Source organism: Rhizomicrobium sp. (genome assembly GCA_037200045.1).
GTDB lineage: Bacteria > Pseudomonadota > Alphaproteobacteria > Micropepsales > Micropepsaceae > Rhizomicrobium.
Genome location: JBBCHM010000003.1, coordinates 57,988 through 71,209 on the forward strand (window position 1 = coordinate 57,988; position 13,222 = coordinate 71,209).

Genomic DNA, 13,222 nt, shown 5'->3' on the forward strand with positions numbered 1-13,222 from the left:
CGTCGAGATTGTCTGTCCAGCGGATCAGAACTCGGCTTCGAGTTCTTCCACCGCGTCGGGCTCGGCCTTCGCGGCTTCGATCCATTCGAGCATTTCGGGCAGGTTGAGGATCGTTTCGCAATAATCGGCGCAGAGCCTGTCCAGCTTGACATGATAGGTATGGAAGCGCGTGCACACCGGCGCATACATCGCGTCCGCGAGCGTCGGCTTCTCGCCGAAGAGATAGGGCCCGTCATAGCGCTTCAGGCATTCGCGCCAGATCGCGACGACGCGATCGATGTCGGCCTGCGCGCCGGCCCAGACCTTGAAGTCGGGATAGCGCGCCTTGAGGTTCATCGGCAGCGCCGAGCGCAGATTGGCGAAGCCGGAATGCATCTCGCCGGAGATCGACCGGCAATGGGTGCGCGCCTTCAGGTCCTTGGGCAGCAAACCGCTCTTGGAATGTGTCTCGTGGAGATATTCCGCGATGGCCAGCGTGTCCCATACCTTGATCTCGCCGTCGGTGAGACAGGGCACAAGAAAAGACGGCGACAAAAGCAGAAGCTCGGCGCGGGTGTCGGGGTCGTCGGTCGAGAGCACTTTCTCGTCGAATTCCAGCCCCGCCATGCGGCAAAGCAGCCAGCCGCGCAGCGACCAGGACGAATAGTTCTTGCTCGAAATCGTCAGGAGCGCTTTACCCATTGCGACGATTCTTCCGCTAACGTTGTAACCAATTATTTCGCACCGCAGCATAAAATGCACTAGTATTTTTCGCCGTGAGGGCGTGAAATCGTTCCATTATTGCCGCACCGCAAAACGGGCTGTCCAAGAGGCGTTCGGTTCTCGATATGTTGTACGACGCCTATCAGGCCCAGTCGGACTTGCTCGCGCCTTTGCGCGCCTGGGCCGGGCTGACGAGCGCGGTGTTCCGCGACACGGCCGCTGGCCCGAGCGCGAACTACATCCTCAAGAGCATTTCGGCCGCTGCGGAAGTTTTGAACCGCGCTCATCTCACCCATGAGCGGCCGAGCTACGAGGTCGAGACCATCGAGGTCGAGGGCCGTGAGGTGCCGGTCGCGGAAGTGGCGGCGCTGGAGACGCCCTTCGCCACCCTGCTCCACTTCAAGAAACAGACCAATGTCCGAGCAGCCGCGCGTGATGATCGTGGCGCCGATGGCCGGGCATTTCCCCACCCTGCTGCGCCACACGGTCAAGACCATGCTGGCCGACCACGACGTCTACATCACGGACTGGAAGAACGCGCGCGACGTCCCGCTGGCCGCCGGCCGCTTCGGCGTGGACGACTATATCGACCACACGATCCGCTTCTTCGAACATATGGGGCCGGGCGCGCATGTCGTGGCGGTGTGCCAGCCCTGCGCCGCGCTGCTCGCGACGGCCGCCGTGATGGCGCAGGCCGACCATCCCTGCCAGCCGCGCAGCATGACGCTGATGGCGGGCCCCGTGGACACACGCGTCAGCCCGACGACGGTCAACCAGCTCGCGACCGAGCATCCGATCGAATGGTTCGAGCAGAACCTGATCACCACCGTGCCGCGCCGATATCCGGGCGCCCATCGCCGCGTCTATCCAGGCTTCATGCAGGTGTCGGCGTTCCTGTCGATGAACCTGGCGCGCCATATCCGGGCGCATGTCGATCTCTTCGACCATATCCGCAAGGGCGAGGACGAGAAGGCCGAAGCCAACCGCAAATTCTACGACGAGTATTTCTCGGTCGCGGACCTGCCGGCGGAGTTCTATCTCGAGACCGTGCGCAAGGTGTTCCAGGAGTTCCACCTGCCCCTCGGCAAGTTCGAGCATCGCGGCACGCGCGTGGAACCCGGCGCGATCAGGAAGACGGCGCTGCTCACCGTGGAGGGTGAGCGCGACGACATCTGCTCCGTCGGCCAGACGCTGGCGGCGCACGACCTCACGCCGTCGATCAAGCCGTTCCGCAAGAAGCACTATGTGCAGGCCGGAGTCGGCCATTACGGCGTGTTCTTCCGGCACGCGCTGGCAAACGCAGATCTATCCAATCGTGCGCAACATGATCCTCGCGAACAACTGACGTCGGCCTAGCGCCCACCGCATCCGGTCCCACAGGGATCGGCAAACGGTTCCGGGTTCCGCAGCCATTTGTCGTTAATCGTCTTCGAACGTTCCAAAAAAGAACGCCGGGAACCGTCCCACTTCGTATTGCCTTTTCGAAAATCATTCGCAAAGTGTCGCAACTCTCAGGCGCGTGGCAGGGGGCTGCGCCATATGTGGGATCATCAACAAGGAGCGCATTCATGAAGTTTTACGCAACCGCGGTCGTCGCTGCCGTCCTGGCCTTTGCAACGCCGGCTCTCGCGGAAGACCTGCAGATCAACGTCAAGAACAACACGAGCACGGAGCTGACGGAGCTGTATGTCTCTCACGTCGGGACGAATTCGTGGGAAGAGAACATCCTGAGCGGGAAGGTCGACCCGGGCGAGGACCTGTCGGTCGACATCACCGATGGCCGCTCGACCTGCTCGTACGACATCAAGGCCGTGTTCAGCGACGGCGGCACCGCCGAGTTCCGCAACCAGAATCTGTGCGAAACGACGGACTTCTCCGTTCACGACTGAACGCGTTACGCCGGCATGAGAGGGGCCTGGTGCGAAAGTCTCGCGCCGGGTCTTTTCTTTTGCGGCGGGCCGCATCGCGTTCATGGCGCGGCGGCCTCCTGCCCCAGGACCTGCTCGTGCCGCGCGACGATCTTGGGCCACAGCGTCGCGGTCTCCGGTACATCTAGCCTGAAATCCTCGCGCAGGGTGGCGACGAGATCGTCGGCGTTTTCGAGCACGCGGTCGGTGTAGCCCGCCGGCGTGATCGTGCGCAGGACGCGGCCGCGGAGCAGCCGTACCGTGCCGCCCGGCCTGTGCGCGAAGCAGAACAGGTTCAGCACGAAGTGCGAGTCCGGCGCGGTCTGAAGCTCGGCGCAGCGGCGGCGAGGCGCGTCTCGTCGGCGGGATCGAGGTGGAAATCGAAACTCGGCGCGGCGCCGTTCGGGTGGCTGCGCATCCGCCACCACGCGCCGTCGGCGCGCGACAAGTTGAAGACATAGCCATTCGAGGCGAAGTCGCCCGGCACGACGCGGATCGGTTCGAGCGGCCCGTCGCCGAAGCCGACATCGGCGAGATATGTCCCCTCCTCCAGTTCGACCTTGAGCACCAGGTGATTGGCCTCCACCGCCGCGCCGGCGGCTTCGCGCATCACCGCGCCGGTGGCGCGCGTCGCGCGGAAGCCGAGTTCGCCGAGCGCCCAGCCGAGAATGCCGTTCATCTCGTAGCACCAGCCGCCGCGGCGGCGGTTCACGATCTTCTCGTAGATCGCCGGCCGCGCGATGGTGACGGGCCGGCCGAGCTGGACGTCGAGATTCTCGTACGGGACGGCCAGCATGTGGGCGCGATGGACCTCGGTCCGCCCCGCCAGCGTCGGCGGTGGGCGATGGTCGAGCCCGATGCGGGCGAGATAGGCGTCGATGTTCATGAATGCCCCTCCAGATCGGCGGCCAGAACCCGCATCAGCCATTCGAAGGCGCGGATGCCGTCATGCAGGTATTTGGCGTCGCGGGAATAATAGCCGTGAATGCGACGGTTCTCATTGCCGGGCTGGCCGCCGCGGCGGCGTTTCAGCTTCGATGCGAAAATGCGGTTCGATTCGCGCGGATCGCGCTCAAACGCCTGGACGTATTGGCGAACCAGGCTGGATATCGAATCGGGCGAGAAGGCCGGCGATCCCGGCACCAATGTCGAGATGCCGTTCCTCATCGCGCCGATGACCCAGGACGGCAGGCTGCTGGGCTATTCCTACATCTCTTCCAAGCTCGTCGCGTCGTCCCAGGCCGCCGCCCTGGAGATCCGCAACAAGATCGTCTTCATCCAGGACGCCTATGTCCGGGACGTGAACGCGACGCCGGTCTCGCTGGCAAGCGATCCGACCAAGGTCGACACCGCGCTGCTCGCCACCCGTCTGGTCCTGGAGGCCCGCAAGGTCGTCGGCAGCGCCAAGGTCGCCCGCATCGTCTTCGGCGATGGGGCAAAGGACACCGGAATCAAGTTCGCGCCGCTGCATCCGGTCCAGACCCCCGCCCAAGCCGATCGGGCGGACAATGTGACGCCGGCCCCGGCCAAGCCGGCGCCCTGACGGCCGGCGGCCGGAATTCCACCTTTTTCGTGACAAATATTGTGGCCCGACAGCCGTTGCGCCGGGCCGGCGCTTTTGGCATATGTTCGCCGCCCTTGAAGCGGTTAGGTCCTTCCGCCGGCCATGGGGACGGGCGGTTCGTTCGCGCCGTCCGGAAAACCGAAAACTCGAGGGATCTACCATGTCCATCAATCTCACACTCGTCCTCGTGGCGGGCGTGTTGGCGCTTCTCTACGGCATCTGGACCATCCGTTCGGTCCTCAGCCTCAGCGCCGGCAATGCGCGCATGCAGGAAATCGCCCAGGCGATCCAGGAAGGCGCCGGCGCCTATCTGAACCGCCAATACACCACGATCGCCGGCGTCGGCGTCGTCATCTTCATTCTCGCCTTCGTCTTCCTCGGCTGGCAGGTCGCCGTCGGCTTCCTGATCGGCTCGACGCTGTCGGGCGCGGCCGGCTATGTCGGCATGTACGTCTCGGTGCGCGCCAATGTGCGCACCGCCGAGGCCGCGCGCCACGGCCTGGCCGAGGGCCTGTCGATCGCGTTCCGCTCCGGCGCCGTCACCGGCATGCTGGTGGTGGGTCTCGGCCTTCTGGCGGTCGCCGGCTACTACGCCGTCCTCACCGCCGGCCTCGGCCTCGACATCGGCGTTCCCGAGCAGAGCCGCATCATCGTCGACTCGCTGGTCGGCCTGGGCTTCGGTGCCTCGCTGATCTCGATCTTCGCCCGCCTCGGCGGCGGCATCTTCACCAAGGGCGCCGACGTCGGCGGCGACATGGTCGGCAAGGTTGAAGCCGGTATCCCCGAGGACGACCCCCGCAACCCCGCCACCATCGCCGACAATGTCGGCGACAATGTCGGCGACTGCGCCGGCATGGCGGCCGACCTGTTCGAAACCTTCGCGGTAACCACCGTCGCCACGATGGTGCTGGCCTCGATCTACTTCGACGGCGAGCTCAAGGCCAAGCTGATGCTCTATCCGCTCGCCATCGCGGCCATGAGCATCGTGACCTCGATCATCGGCACCTTCTTCGTCCGCCTCGGCGCGTCGAAGAACATCATGGGCGCGCTCTACAAGGGCGTGATCGCGACCGTCGTCCTGTCGCTGATCGGCCTGTGGCCGCTGACCGACTATCTCGTCGGCATGAAGACCGAGCTGTCGAGCGGCAGCGCCTCCTATACCGGCCTGTCGCTGTTCGAATGCGGCGTCGTCGGTCTCATCGTCACGGGCCTCCTGATCTGGATCACCGAGTACTACACCGGCACCAACTACCGTCCGGTGCGGGTGATCGCGCAGTCCTCGGTGACCGGCCACGGCACCAACGTCATCCAGGGCCTGGCGATCTCGATGGAAGCGACGGCGCTGCCGGCGCTCGTGATCTGCGGCGGCATCGTGGCGACCTATATGCTGGCAGGCCTGTTCGGCACCGCGATCGCGGTTTCGACCATGCTGTCGCTCGCCGGCATGATCGTGGCGCTCGATGCCTTCGGTCCGGTTACCGACAATGCCGGCGGCATCGCCGAGATGGCCGGCCTCGAAGGCGACGTGCGCAAGACGACGGATGCGCTCGACGCGGTCGGCAACACGACCAAGGCCGTGACCAAGGGCTACGCCATCGGTTCGGCCGGCCTCGGCGCGCTGGTGCTGTTCGCGGCCTATACCGCCGATCTGCACTACTTCGCCGATCACGCCGGCGGTTCCGGCTTCTTCGCCGACCTGGATCTGTCGAAGCTGACCTTCGGTCTCGACAATCCCTGGGTCGTCGTCGGCCTGTTCGTCGGCGGTCTGCTGCCCTATCTGTTCGGCGGCATGGCGATGACGGCGGTCGGCCGCGCGGCCGGCGCAGTGGTCGAGGAAGTGCGCAAGCAGTTCCGCGAGATGCCGGGCATCATGGCCGGCACGCAGAAGCCGAACTATGCGCGCGCCGTCGATCTGCTGACCAAGGCGGCCATTCGCGAGATGATCCTGCCTTCGATGCTGCCGGTGTTCTCGCCCATCGTGCTGTTCCTGATCGTCGATCTGATCGCGGGCAAGACCGAGGCGTTCAACGCCCTCGGTGCGATGCTGATGGGCGTGATCGTGACCGGCCTGTTCGTGGCCATCTCGATGACCTCGGGCGGCGGCGCCTGGGACAACGCCAAGAAGTTCATCGAGGACGGCCATTTCGGCGGCAAGGGCTCGGACGCCCACAAGGCCGCCGTGACCGGCGACACCGTTGGCGATCCCTACAAGGATACGGCCGGTCCGGCGGTCAATCCGATGATCAAGATCACGAACATCGTGGCGCTCCTGCTCCTCGCGGTGCTGGCCCACAATTTCTGATCGAAGGCATGCACAAATGAAGACGCGCGGGACGAAAGTCCCGCGCGTTTTTCATTTCCGGGCTCAGGCGCTATGGATAACCGCCGCCGCCACCGCCGGGCGGGCCGCCATTGCCGCCGCCGGGATTGGGATTGTTGGTGCCGCCATTGTTGCCGAGCGGCACGCCGGGCGTGGCGTTGAAGAGCTGCTGCAGGAAGGTCATCTCGCGGCCCTTGGCCGGGGTCTCGCGGGTCTCGAAGGCGACGATATGGCCGTCATGCAGGGAATAATGCTTGAGGTCGGTGACCTTGCCGTCCTTGTCGAAATAGACCGCCAGAATGGAGCGCGACTGGACCGAGGCCTGGAAGAAGGCGATCTGCTTTTCGACCGCGGTGATATAATACCAAGCGTCGCCGGCCTGGGTGAAGGTCGCCTCGGTCGAGGGATAGCCGAGGGCCTGCTGGATCGAGGTCTTGGTGTCCTTGCCGACCGAGATCTTCTTTTCGGCGTCGGGGTCGGGCAAATAGCCGCGCTGGTTGACCACCGCCGTGCAGCCGCCCAGAAGCGTCAGGGCGGCGAGGACCAGAACCGTTTTTTTCATGCGCACGCACCTCAAACCGGATAAATCCCGCCCGGCCAGACGTGCTAGCCTCGGGCGGGCGCGCTGGCAAGACCGCCGAAAGTTAAGAGTTCCGACATGTTGAATATCCTGCGCCGCCCCTCGCCGACCGCCCGCCTCGTCCAGACGCTGCACGCGGCCCTGGTCGCCGCCGCCCGCCAGCCGGTCTTTTTCCAGGAATACGGGGGTGGCCGACACGATCGACGGCCGCTTCGACATGGTCGCGCTGCATGCCTGGCTGGTCATCGGCCACCTGCGCGCCGCCGGCAAGAGCGATCTGGCCCAGGCCCTGTCGGACGCGATCTTCGTCGCCTTCGACGAGGCCCTGCGCGACCTCGGCAATGGCGACATGGGCATGGGGCCGCGCATGAAGAAGCTCGGCAACGCCTTCAACGGCAGGCTGCACGCCTACGAGGCCGCCGCCGACGACGCGGCGGCGCTGGCGGAGGCCATCCGGCGCAACATCTATCGCGGCGAGGCGGGGCATGACCGCGCCGCCGCCGCCCTGGCGCGCTATGCGCTGGCCGCCCGCCAGCGCCTGGAAGCGGACAACTCGACCGCCGGAGCTCTTGAATTGGGCCCCGTGCCGACGACATTCGATTGACCATGAGCACACCGGAAGTACAGCCCTTCGAGCACGATTACGACCTCGGCGATCTTCGCCGCGGCGAGGAAGACATTCGCGTCGAGGCGAGCGGCGAGGACCTCGCGCGCATCGCGGCCTGGGCGGACGTCCGCACGGTGGAGTCGTTCAGTTCGACCGTTCATCTGCGCAAGCATTCCGCCACCCGTTTCTCCTATGACGCCGTGCTGGAGGCCGATATCGTCCAGGACTGCGTGGTGACGCTGGAGCCCGTCCGGACTCATATTTCGCGACCGGTCCACCGTGAGCTGCACGTAGCCGAGCAGGTTCGCCTCAAGCCGCATGAGAGCATCCTGCTGGGCGCCGGGGCAGGGGACGACGAGGTTCCGGAGGAGATCGACAGCCTGACCTACGACCTGGCGGCGCCGCTCCTGGAGGAGCTGGTGCTGGGGATCGACCCCTATCCCCGTGCTCCGGGTGTGGAATTTGCCGCACCGGCCGAGCCGGAAGCGAAGCCGGAAAGCCCCTTCGCCGTCCTCAAGGGCCTGAAGGACCGGAGCTAAGGTTCCGAAATCCGGGCGGAATCCGGCTTGAAACCGGATGGGGGTTTCCTGTTACTTGCCCCCCTTGTTTTGCCCGTCCGGTCCGCAAGGCTCGCGCAGACAGTGCGCCGCGCCTGAAGATTCCGTCCCGGGTTCCTGAAGGAGCTATCCGCCATGGCGGTGCCAAAGAGAAAAAACGTCGCCGTCCAGGCGCAACATGCGTCGGTCGCACCACCGTCTGGCTCCGGCCAGCCACAATGAATGCCCGAACTGCGGCGAGCAGAAGCGTCCGCACCATGTGTGCGGCGCCTGTGGCCACTATGACGGCCGCGAAGTCGCGAAGACCGAAGCCTGACCCGATCCGCTGACGATCGGACAGGGATAGCGAGGCAGGCTTGGCCCGCGAACTGACCGTCTCGATTGACGCCATGGGCGGCGACGCCGGGCCGGGCGTCGTCGTGGCCGCGCTGGCGCGCTCGGTCCTGCGCCATCCCACGGTCAGGTTCATCCTCCACGGCGACGAGACCGAGCTCAACGCGCTGTTCGCCAGGCGCGCCAAGCTGCTCGACCGCGTCACCATCCGCCACGCGCCGGAACGCGTGCGCATGGAAGAGAAGCCCAGCCTGGCGCTGCGCCGCGGCCGCAACACCTCGATGTGGCGCGCCATCGATTCGGTGAAGACCAAGGAGGCCGAGGTCGCGATCTCCGCCGGCAACACCGGCGCGCTGATGGCGATGTCGATGTTCCAGCTCGGCACGCTCGAGGGAATTTCGCGCCCCGCCATCGCCGCGCTGTGGCCGACCAAGCGGGGGCAGAGCGTCGTTCTCGACGTCGGCGCGAACCTCGTGGCCAGCGAGGAGCAGCTCGTCGATTTCGCCGTGATGGGCGAGGCCTTCGCCCCGGGCGATCCTCGGCCTGGAGCGGCCGACCGTCGGCATCCTCAATGTCGGGTCCGAGGACGTGAAGGGCAACGATGCCGTGAAGGGCGCCGCCCATGTCCTGCGCAACAACCCCTCGCTGCCGATCGAATTCGCCGGCTTCGTCGAGGGCGACGACATTTCCGAGGGCACGGTGGACGTGATCGTGACCGACGGCTTCACCGGCAATGTGGCGCTCAAGACGGCGGAAGGCACGGCCAAGCTGATCGTGCATTACCTGCGCAATGCCTTGCGCCGGGTCCCTTCCTCGGCCGTCTCGGCGCCTTTATCGCCACCGGCGCGCTCAACGCCCTGCGCCGCAAGCTCGACCCGCGCGCCTCCAATGGCGGCATCTTCCTCGGCCCTGTGCGGCGTGGTCGTAAAGAGCCATGGCGGCGCCGATGCCCTGGGCTTCGCCAGCGCGCTCGACATGGCCATCGACATGGCCAAGGCGAACGTCATCGCCCGCATCGTCGCCGACCGCGCCGGCATCCGCACGCTTGAACCGGAGGCGGTCGCTTCGTGATTCGTTCGAAAATCGTCGGCTGCGGCGCGTATCTGCCCCCGACCGTCCTCACCAACAGCGAAATCGCCCAGCGCATCGACACTTCGGACGAGTGGATCCGCGAACGCACCGGCATCCGCCAGCGCCACGTTGTCGCCTTGGGCGAGAAGACCTCCGACCTCGCGCTCCAGGCCTCGCGCAACGCCCTCGCCATGGCCGGCATGGACGCCAATGAGCTCGACCTGATCGTCTGCGCCACCACCACGCCGGACGAGACCTTTCCCGCGACCGCCACGACGCTGCAGGCGCGGCTGAACATGAATCACGGCGCCGCCTTCGACATCCAGGCGGTGTGCTCCGGCTTCATCTACGGCATGGCCGTGGCCGACAATTTCATCAAGACCGGCATGGCCAGGACGGTGCTGCTGGTCGGCGCGGAGTCGATGAGCCGCCTCTTGGACTGGAACGACCGGACGACCTGCGTGCTGTTCGGCGACGGCGCCGGCGCCGTCGTTCTGCAGGCGGACGAAGGCAAGGGCGACAATTCCGATCGCGGCGTCCTCAACACCAAGCTGTTCTCCGACGGCAGGCTGCACGACCTTCTCTATGTCGATGGCGGTCCGTCCTCGACTCAGACCACCGGCCAATCTGCGCATGCAGGGCAAGGAAGTCTTCCGTCACGCCGTGACCAACATCTCCGCCGCCATCGTGGCCTCGCTGGACGCGGCAGGCCTGTCGATCGCCGACGTCGACTGGTTCGTGCCGCACCAGGCCAACCAGCGCATCCTCGATGGCACCGCCCGCAAGCTCGGCATCGCGCCGCAGAAGGTGGTCACGACCGTGGGCCCAGCACGGCAACACCTCGGCGGCGTCGGTCCCCCCTGGCGCTGGCCACGGCGGTCGCCGACGGGCGGATCAAGCAGGGCCAGCTCGTCCTCCTCGAAGCGATGGGCGGCGGCTTCACCTGGGGCGCCAGCCTCATCCGCTGGTGAGCGCGAACGTGAAGGGTGTCTCCTATCCCTTTGACGTTGACGGATAATTTTTCCGCTACTACCCTCGGTTAGCCATAAGGGAGTCGCGGCCCATGTCCACCGATACGCTGACTCGTGCCGACCTGACCGAGGCCGTGTTCCAGGCCGTCGGCCTTTCGCGCAACGAAATCGGCCCAGATGGTCGAAGACCTTCTGGAGGAAGTCTGCGCGGCGCTGACGCGCGGCGAGACGGTGAAGCTCTCCTCCTTCGGGACTTTCGCGGTGCGCCAGAAGAGCCAGCGCATGGGGCGCAATCCCAAGACGGGCGACGAGGTTCCGATCGCGCCGCGCCGGTTCTTGTCTTTCGCCCGAGTCATGTATTGAAGGCGATCATCAACGGGCAGACGCCCGATCCCGACAAGAAGGACTGACGCGTGCTGGCCACGGCCGTTCGTCTCGCGAAATCGCCCGAAGCGTTCCGCACCATCAGCGAGGTGGCGGTCGAACTGGACGTGCCGCAGCATGTGCTGCGCTTCTGGGAAGGCCGTTTCGCGCAGGTGAAGCCGGTGAAGCGCGCCGGCGGCCGGCGCTATTACCGGCCCGAGGATGTCGATCTGCTGCGCGGCATCCGCACGCTTCTTTACGGCGACGGCTTCACGATCAAGGGCGTTGCAGAAGATCCTGCGCGACAAGGGCCATCGCCATGTCGCGGAATTGGGACGGGCGAGGCGCCCTGGCGCCGGTCATGCGCGCCTTCGCGTCCCACTCCAACGTCATCGCGCTGGAACGGCCCGCCGAACCGCCGGCGCCGGACATCGCCGTGCCGACCAATCCGGCGCCGGCGCCGCGCGTGGCGCCGGCCGACGGGCTGGCGGAGGAGCAGCGGGTGAGGCTGGAGATCCTGCTGGCGGAACTGCAGCAGTTGAAGGCGCGGCTGAAGCGGGCGTAGCGCGGCGGATTTGCCTTTGGCGGCGCGGCGACTATAGTCCGCGACCTTCGCGAAAACGGCTCCCACAGCCGGCGGCCTTCGGGCTTCTTTCCGCGAGATGCATTGGATACGGAGCGTGGCGCAGCCTGGTTAGCGCACCAGTCTGGGGGGACTGGGGGGTCGTGGGTTCAAATCCCGCCGCTCCGACCATGTTTTCAAGGGGTTAGCTTGAAAAAGTGAGAACGCGGAAAGGGAACGAACGCCCTCAAGTGAGACTAGCGGCGCGAAAAGTCCCCATAGGAGTCTCCATACTTTTGGTTCGCAGGATGTGACGCGACGCCATAGCAATGCATTCGCGAATCTCCCATATAAGTGGGGTGAAAATGCAGCGGCCGACCACCTTCCCGACTACAAAGCGCCGCCTCTGAACGAGGTCGTACTGGGCGCGCAATTTAGTCAGCCGACCGGCTATCAGCAAATCCGCGCTGGTGAGGTTTGGTCTCTTTTCAAAACCAATTTCCCGCTGTCGAAGAACAACCCCCGTTGACGCCGTCATTCGAGATGTTCGGAGGCCGCCCGACAAATGTTCTGCAATTCGGAATCGCAACCGGCGCGATGCATGACCGCTTTCGGTTCCTATCTGCCAAGAAAGACGAATTGATTCAGTTTCAAGCGGATCGCTTGTTGCACAACTGGCGAAAAGTGGGAGACGGCAGTAACACATATCCCCGCTTTGAAAAGATGATCGAAAGTTTTGAGACGGAGTTGCAGGCATTTGAATCCTACATTTCATCCCTTGCTTCGCAAAAGCTCACGATCAACCAGTGCGAAGTTAGCTACATAAACCACATCGTATGGGTGATAAGACTGATCCGGGATGGTGGCTGCGGTTCCTCAACATTCCGGCTTCCCAGAAGCCCGACGATATTTCGGTGAACTTGCGCCGAGTGCTCAAGAATAGCGACGGCAGTCCGCTGGGGCGGCAATACATCGAAGCCGCTTCGGGGGTTACCCCAAAGGGGGAGCAAATAATCGCTATGACACTGACAGTGCGCGGCGCGCCTCAAGGGACAACGATCCGTGATGCCGTCCAATTTATCTGCAATGGTCGGGACGCCATCGTCACGACGTTTGCCGAAGTAACAACTGACGCTGCGCAAGAGGTTTGGGAGCGCGTAAAATGAGCAACAGCGGTGCGACTTCCGCATTTTCCGTTGGGTCCTCGTCGGCGGGCTCACCGAAAGTAGTGAGCTTCGCGCCGTCCGTTGCGCGCATCGCGATGAATGATATGTCAAACGCATGGGCCAAGGAGCTAGAGGGGCAACTGGAATCCTTGATCCAGCTTCGTGAAGGCTGGGATGGCTACCACGCGCGCTCTGTTTCGTTCTCCACCGCAGTTTTTGCGCACAACATGCTTGGGCGTCTCTTTCTTCAAGGGCTGCCTCCACCTGACTTGGTGCCCGGCTATGCTGGCGATGTTCAAGCCGAATGGCACATTGGGGACACGGACATAGAATTGCATGTTCGAGCGCCAAATAGCGTCATCGCTTGGCGGGCGACACCTGCAACAGGTGAGGACGGAGAGGAAGTCGAACTGAAAAACGATTTCACGATTGTGGGAGAATGGATCAAGCAATTAGAGCCAATCCAGGAAGTTATTGAATCGAGGGAATCGGTTGTGATTCTGTGACGGTGCCTGATTC

General features: G+C 64.6%; 18 protein-coding genes, 1 tRNA gene and 2 pseudogenes. 16 read left to right on the forward strand and 5 right to left on the reverse strand.

Annotation, left to right across the window (positions count from 1 at the left end; all coding sequences use genetic code 11):
• Positions 1-24: 24 nt before the first annotated feature.
• Positions 25-681, reverse strand: a complete 657-nt coding sequence (locus WDM86_22880; GenBank protein ID MEI9992861.1) for a glutathione S-transferase family protein — start codon at positions 679-681, stop codon at positions 25-27.
• A 435-nt stretch (positions 682-1,116) separates the two neighbouring features.
• On the opposite strand from WDM86_22880, the gene phaZ reads away from it, so the two are divergent.
• Positions 1,117-2,058: a polyhydroxyalkanoate depolymerase gene (phaZ, locus tag WDM86_22885; protein ID MEI9992862.1), complete on the forward strand. Its 942-nt coding sequence runs from the start codon at positions 1,117-1,119 to the stop codon at positions 2,056-2,058.
• Positions 2,059-2,270: 212 nt separating this feature from the next.
• A complete protein-coding gene (locus tag WDM86_22890) occupies positions 2,271-2,591 on the forward strand; it encodes a hypothetical protein (GenBank protein ID MEI9992863.1) in 321 nt (106 codons plus the stop codon).
• A gap of 80 nt (positions 2,592-2,671) precedes the next feature.
• Here the strand turns inward: WDM86_22890 and WDM86_22895 are convergent, their stop codons facing one another.
• The 3 genes from WDM86_22895 to WDM86_22905 are packed head-to-tail and all read right to left on the reverse strand — an operon-like array spanning position 2,672 to position 3,776.
• On the reverse strand, positions 2,672-2,911 hold the full coding sequence (locus WDM86_22895) for a hypothetical protein (GenBank protein MEI9992864.1): 240 nt from the start codon (positions 2,909-2,911) through the stop codon (positions 2,672-2,674).
• Positions 2,905-3,495: an arylamine N-acetyltransferase gene (locus tag WDM86_22900; GenBank protein MEI9992865.1), complete on the reverse strand. Its 591-nt coding sequence runs from the start codon at positions 3,493-3,495 to the stop codon at positions 2,905-2,907. The genes WDM86_22895 and WDM86_22900 overlap by 7 nt, the downstream gene beginning before the upstream one ends.
• Complete coding sequence (locus WDM86_22905) at positions 3,492-3,776, reverse strand: hypothetical protein (protein MEI9992866.1); 285 nt, start codon at positions 3,774-3,776, stop codon at positions 3,492-3,494. Before WDM86_22905 ends, WDM86_22900 begins: the two co-directional genes overlap by 4 nt.
• Here WDM86_22905 and WDM86_22910 point away from each other — a divergent pair.
• Both WDM86_22910 and WDM86_22915 read left to right on the forward strand, forming a co-directional pair.
• The gene (locus tag WDM86_22910) at positions 3,763-4,152 is read left to right on the forward strand and encodes a hypothetical protein (GenBank protein ID MEI9992867.1); all 390 of its coding nucleotides are present in this window, start codon (positions 3,763-3,765) and stop codon (positions 4,150-4,152) included. The genes WDM86_22905 and WDM86_22910 overlap by 14 nt on opposite strands.
• 181 nt (positions 4,153-4,333) lie before the next feature.
• Positions 4,334-6,475: a sodium-translocating pyrophosphatase gene (locus tag WDM86_22915; protein ID MEI9992868.1), complete on the forward strand. Its 2,142-nt coding sequence runs from the start codon at positions 4,334-4,336 to the stop codon at positions 6,473-6,475.
• 70 nt (positions 6,476-6,545) lie between these two features.
• On the opposite strand, the gene bamE is transcribed toward WDM86_22915, so the two are convergent.
• Entirely contained in the window at positions 6,546-7,055 is a 510-nt protein-coding gene (gene bamE / locus WDM86_22920; GenBank protein ID MEI9992869.1) for an outer membrane protein assembly factor BamE, read from the reverse strand.
• 205 nt (positions 7,056-7,260) lie between these two features.
• Here bamE and WDM86_22925 point away from each other — a divergent pair, with 205 nt between their 5' ends.
• The 12 genes and pseudogenes from WDM86_22925 (at position 7,261) to WDM86_22980 (ending at position 13,209) form a co-directional block, all read left to right on the forward strand.
• Positions 7,261-7,677: a ubiquinol-cytochrome C chaperone family protein gene (locus tag WDM86_22925; protein ID MEI9992870.1), complete on the forward strand. Its 417-nt coding sequence runs from the start codon at positions 7,261-7,263 to the stop codon at positions 7,675-7,677.
• Between the two features lie 2 nt (positions 7,678-7,679).
• Positions 7,680-8,219 (forward strand): hypothetical protein, encoded by a 540-nt coding sequence (locus tag WDM86_22930; protein MEI9992871.1) that lies wholly within the window; start codon positions 7,680-7,682, stop codon positions 8,217-8,219.
• A 196-nt stretch (positions 8,220-8,415) separates the two neighbouring features.
• Positions 8,416-8,553: a 50S ribosomal protein L32 gene (gene rpmF, locus WDM86_22935; protein ID MEI9992872.1), complete on the forward strand. Its 138-nt coding sequence runs from the start codon at positions 8,416-8,418 to the stop codon at positions 8,551-8,553.
• Positions 8,554-9,113: 560 nt separating this feature from the next.
• Entirely contained in the window at positions 9,114-9,641 is a 528-nt protein-coding gene (locus WDM86_22940; protein ID MEI9992873.1) for a hypothetical protein, read from the forward strand.
• Positions 9,638-10,252 (forward strand): annotated as a pseudogene (locus tag WDM86_22945) (beta-ketoacyl-ACP synthase 3). Before WDM86_22940 ends, WDM86_22945 begins: the two are co-directional and overlap by 4 nt.
• Before the next feature lie 22 nt (positions 10,253-10,274).
• Positions 10,275-10,403, forward strand: a pseudogene (locus WDM86_22950) (3-oxoacyl-ACP synthase).
• 104 nt (positions 10,404-10,507) lie between these two features.
• Positions 10,508-10,612 carry a 3-oxoacyl-[acyl-carrier-protein] synthase III C-terminal domain-containing protein gene (locus WDM86_22955; protein MEI9992874.1) on the forward strand — a complete coding sequence of 35 codons (105 nt, stop codon included), beginning with the start codon at positions 10,508-10,510 and terminating at the stop codon, positions 10,610-10,612.
• A 177-nt stretch (positions 10,613-10,789) separates the two neighbouring features.
• Positions 10,790-10,975, forward strand: coding sequence for an HU family DNA-binding protein (locus WDM86_22960; GenBank protein MEI9992875.1), 186 nt, complete (start codon positions 10,790-10,792; stop codon positions 10,973-10,975).
• A 319-nt stretch (positions 10,976-11,294) separates the two neighbouring features.
• Positions 11,295-11,540 (forward strand): hypothetical protein, encoded by a 246-nt coding sequence (locus WDM86_22965; protein MEI9992876.1) that lies wholly within the window; start codon positions 11,295-11,297, stop codon positions 11,538-11,540.
• Between the two features lie 109 nt (positions 11,541-11,649).
• Positions 11,650-11,729 (forward strand) — tRNA-Pro (locus WDM86_22970).
• 644 nt (positions 11,730-12,373) lie between these two features.
• On the forward strand, positions 12,374-12,703 hold the full coding sequence (locus tag WDM86_22975; protein MEI9992877.1) for a hypothetical protein: 330 nt from the start codon (positions 12,374-12,376) through the stop codon (positions 12,701-12,703).
• Complete coding sequence (locus WDM86_22980; GenBank protein MEI9992878.1) at positions 12,700-13,209, forward strand: hypothetical protein; 510 nt, start codon at positions 12,700-12,702, stop codon at positions 13,207-13,209. The genes WDM86_22975 and WDM86_22980 overlap by 4 nt, the downstream gene beginning before the upstream one ends.
• Positions 13,210-13,222 lie beyond the last annotated feature (13 nt).

What these genes read in the sequence shown, in the direction of transcription:
- WDM86_22965 (MEI9992876.1), top strand. Translation starts at nt 11,295, where the DNA reads ATGTCGCGGAATTGGGACGGGCGAGGCGCCCTGGCGCCGGTCATGCGC.
- WDM86_22880 (MEI9992861.1), bottom strand. Translation starts at nt 681, where the DNA reads ATGGGTAAAGCGCTCCTGACGATTTCGAGCAAGAACTATTCGTCCTGG.
- WDM86_22975 (MEI9992877.1), top strand. Translation starts at nt 12,374, where the DNA reads ATGGGTGATAAGACTGATCCGGGATGGTGGCTGCGGTTCCTCAACATT.
- WDM86_22930 (MEI9992871.1), top strand. Translation starts at nt 7,680, where the DNA reads ATGAGCACACCGGAAGTACAGCCCTTCGAGCACGATTACGACCTCGGC.
- WDM86_22900 (MEI9992865.1), bottom strand. Translation starts at nt 3,495, where the DNA reads ATGAACATCGACGCCTATCTCGCCCGCATCGGGCTCGACCATCGCCCA.
- WDM86_22905 (MEI9992866.1), bottom strand. Translation starts at nt 3,776, where the DNA reads ATGAGGAACGGCATCTCGACATTGGTGCCGGGATCGCCGGCCTTCTCG.
- WDM86_22910 (MEI9992867.1), top strand. Translation starts at nt 3,763, where the DNA reads ATGCCGTTCCTCATCGCGCCGATGACCCAGGACGGCAGGCTGCTGGGC.
- WDM86_22915 (MEI9992868.1), top strand. Translation starts at nt 4,334, where the DNA reads ATGTCCATCAATCTCACACTCGTCCTCGTGGCGGGCGTGTTGGCGCTT.
- bamE (MEI9992869.1), bottom strand. Translation starts at nt 7,055, where the DNA reads ATGAAAAAAACGGTTCTGGTCCTCGCCGCCCTGACGCTTCTGGGCGGC.
- phaZ (MEI9992862.1), top strand. Translation starts at nt 1,117, where the DNA reads ATGTCCGAGCAGCCGCGCGTGATGATCGTGGCGCCGATGGCCGGGCAT.
- WDM86_22890 (MEI9992863.1), top strand. Translation starts at nt 2,271, where the DNA reads ATGAAGTTTTACGCAACCGCGGTCGTCGCTGCCGTCCTGGCCTTTGCA.
- WDM86_22980 (MEI9992878.1), top strand. Translation starts at nt 12,700, where the DNA reads ATGAGCAACAGCGGTGCGACTTCCGCATTTTCCGTTGGGTCCTCGTCG.
- rpmF (MEI9992872.1), top strand. Translation starts at nt 8,416, where the DNA reads ATGCGTCGGTCGCACCACCGTCTGGCTCCGGCCAGCCACAATGAATGC.
- WDM86_22960 (MEI9992875.1), top strand. Translation starts at nt 10,790, where the DNA reads ATGGTCGAAGACCTTCTGGAGGAAGTCTGCGCGGCGCTGACGCGCGGC.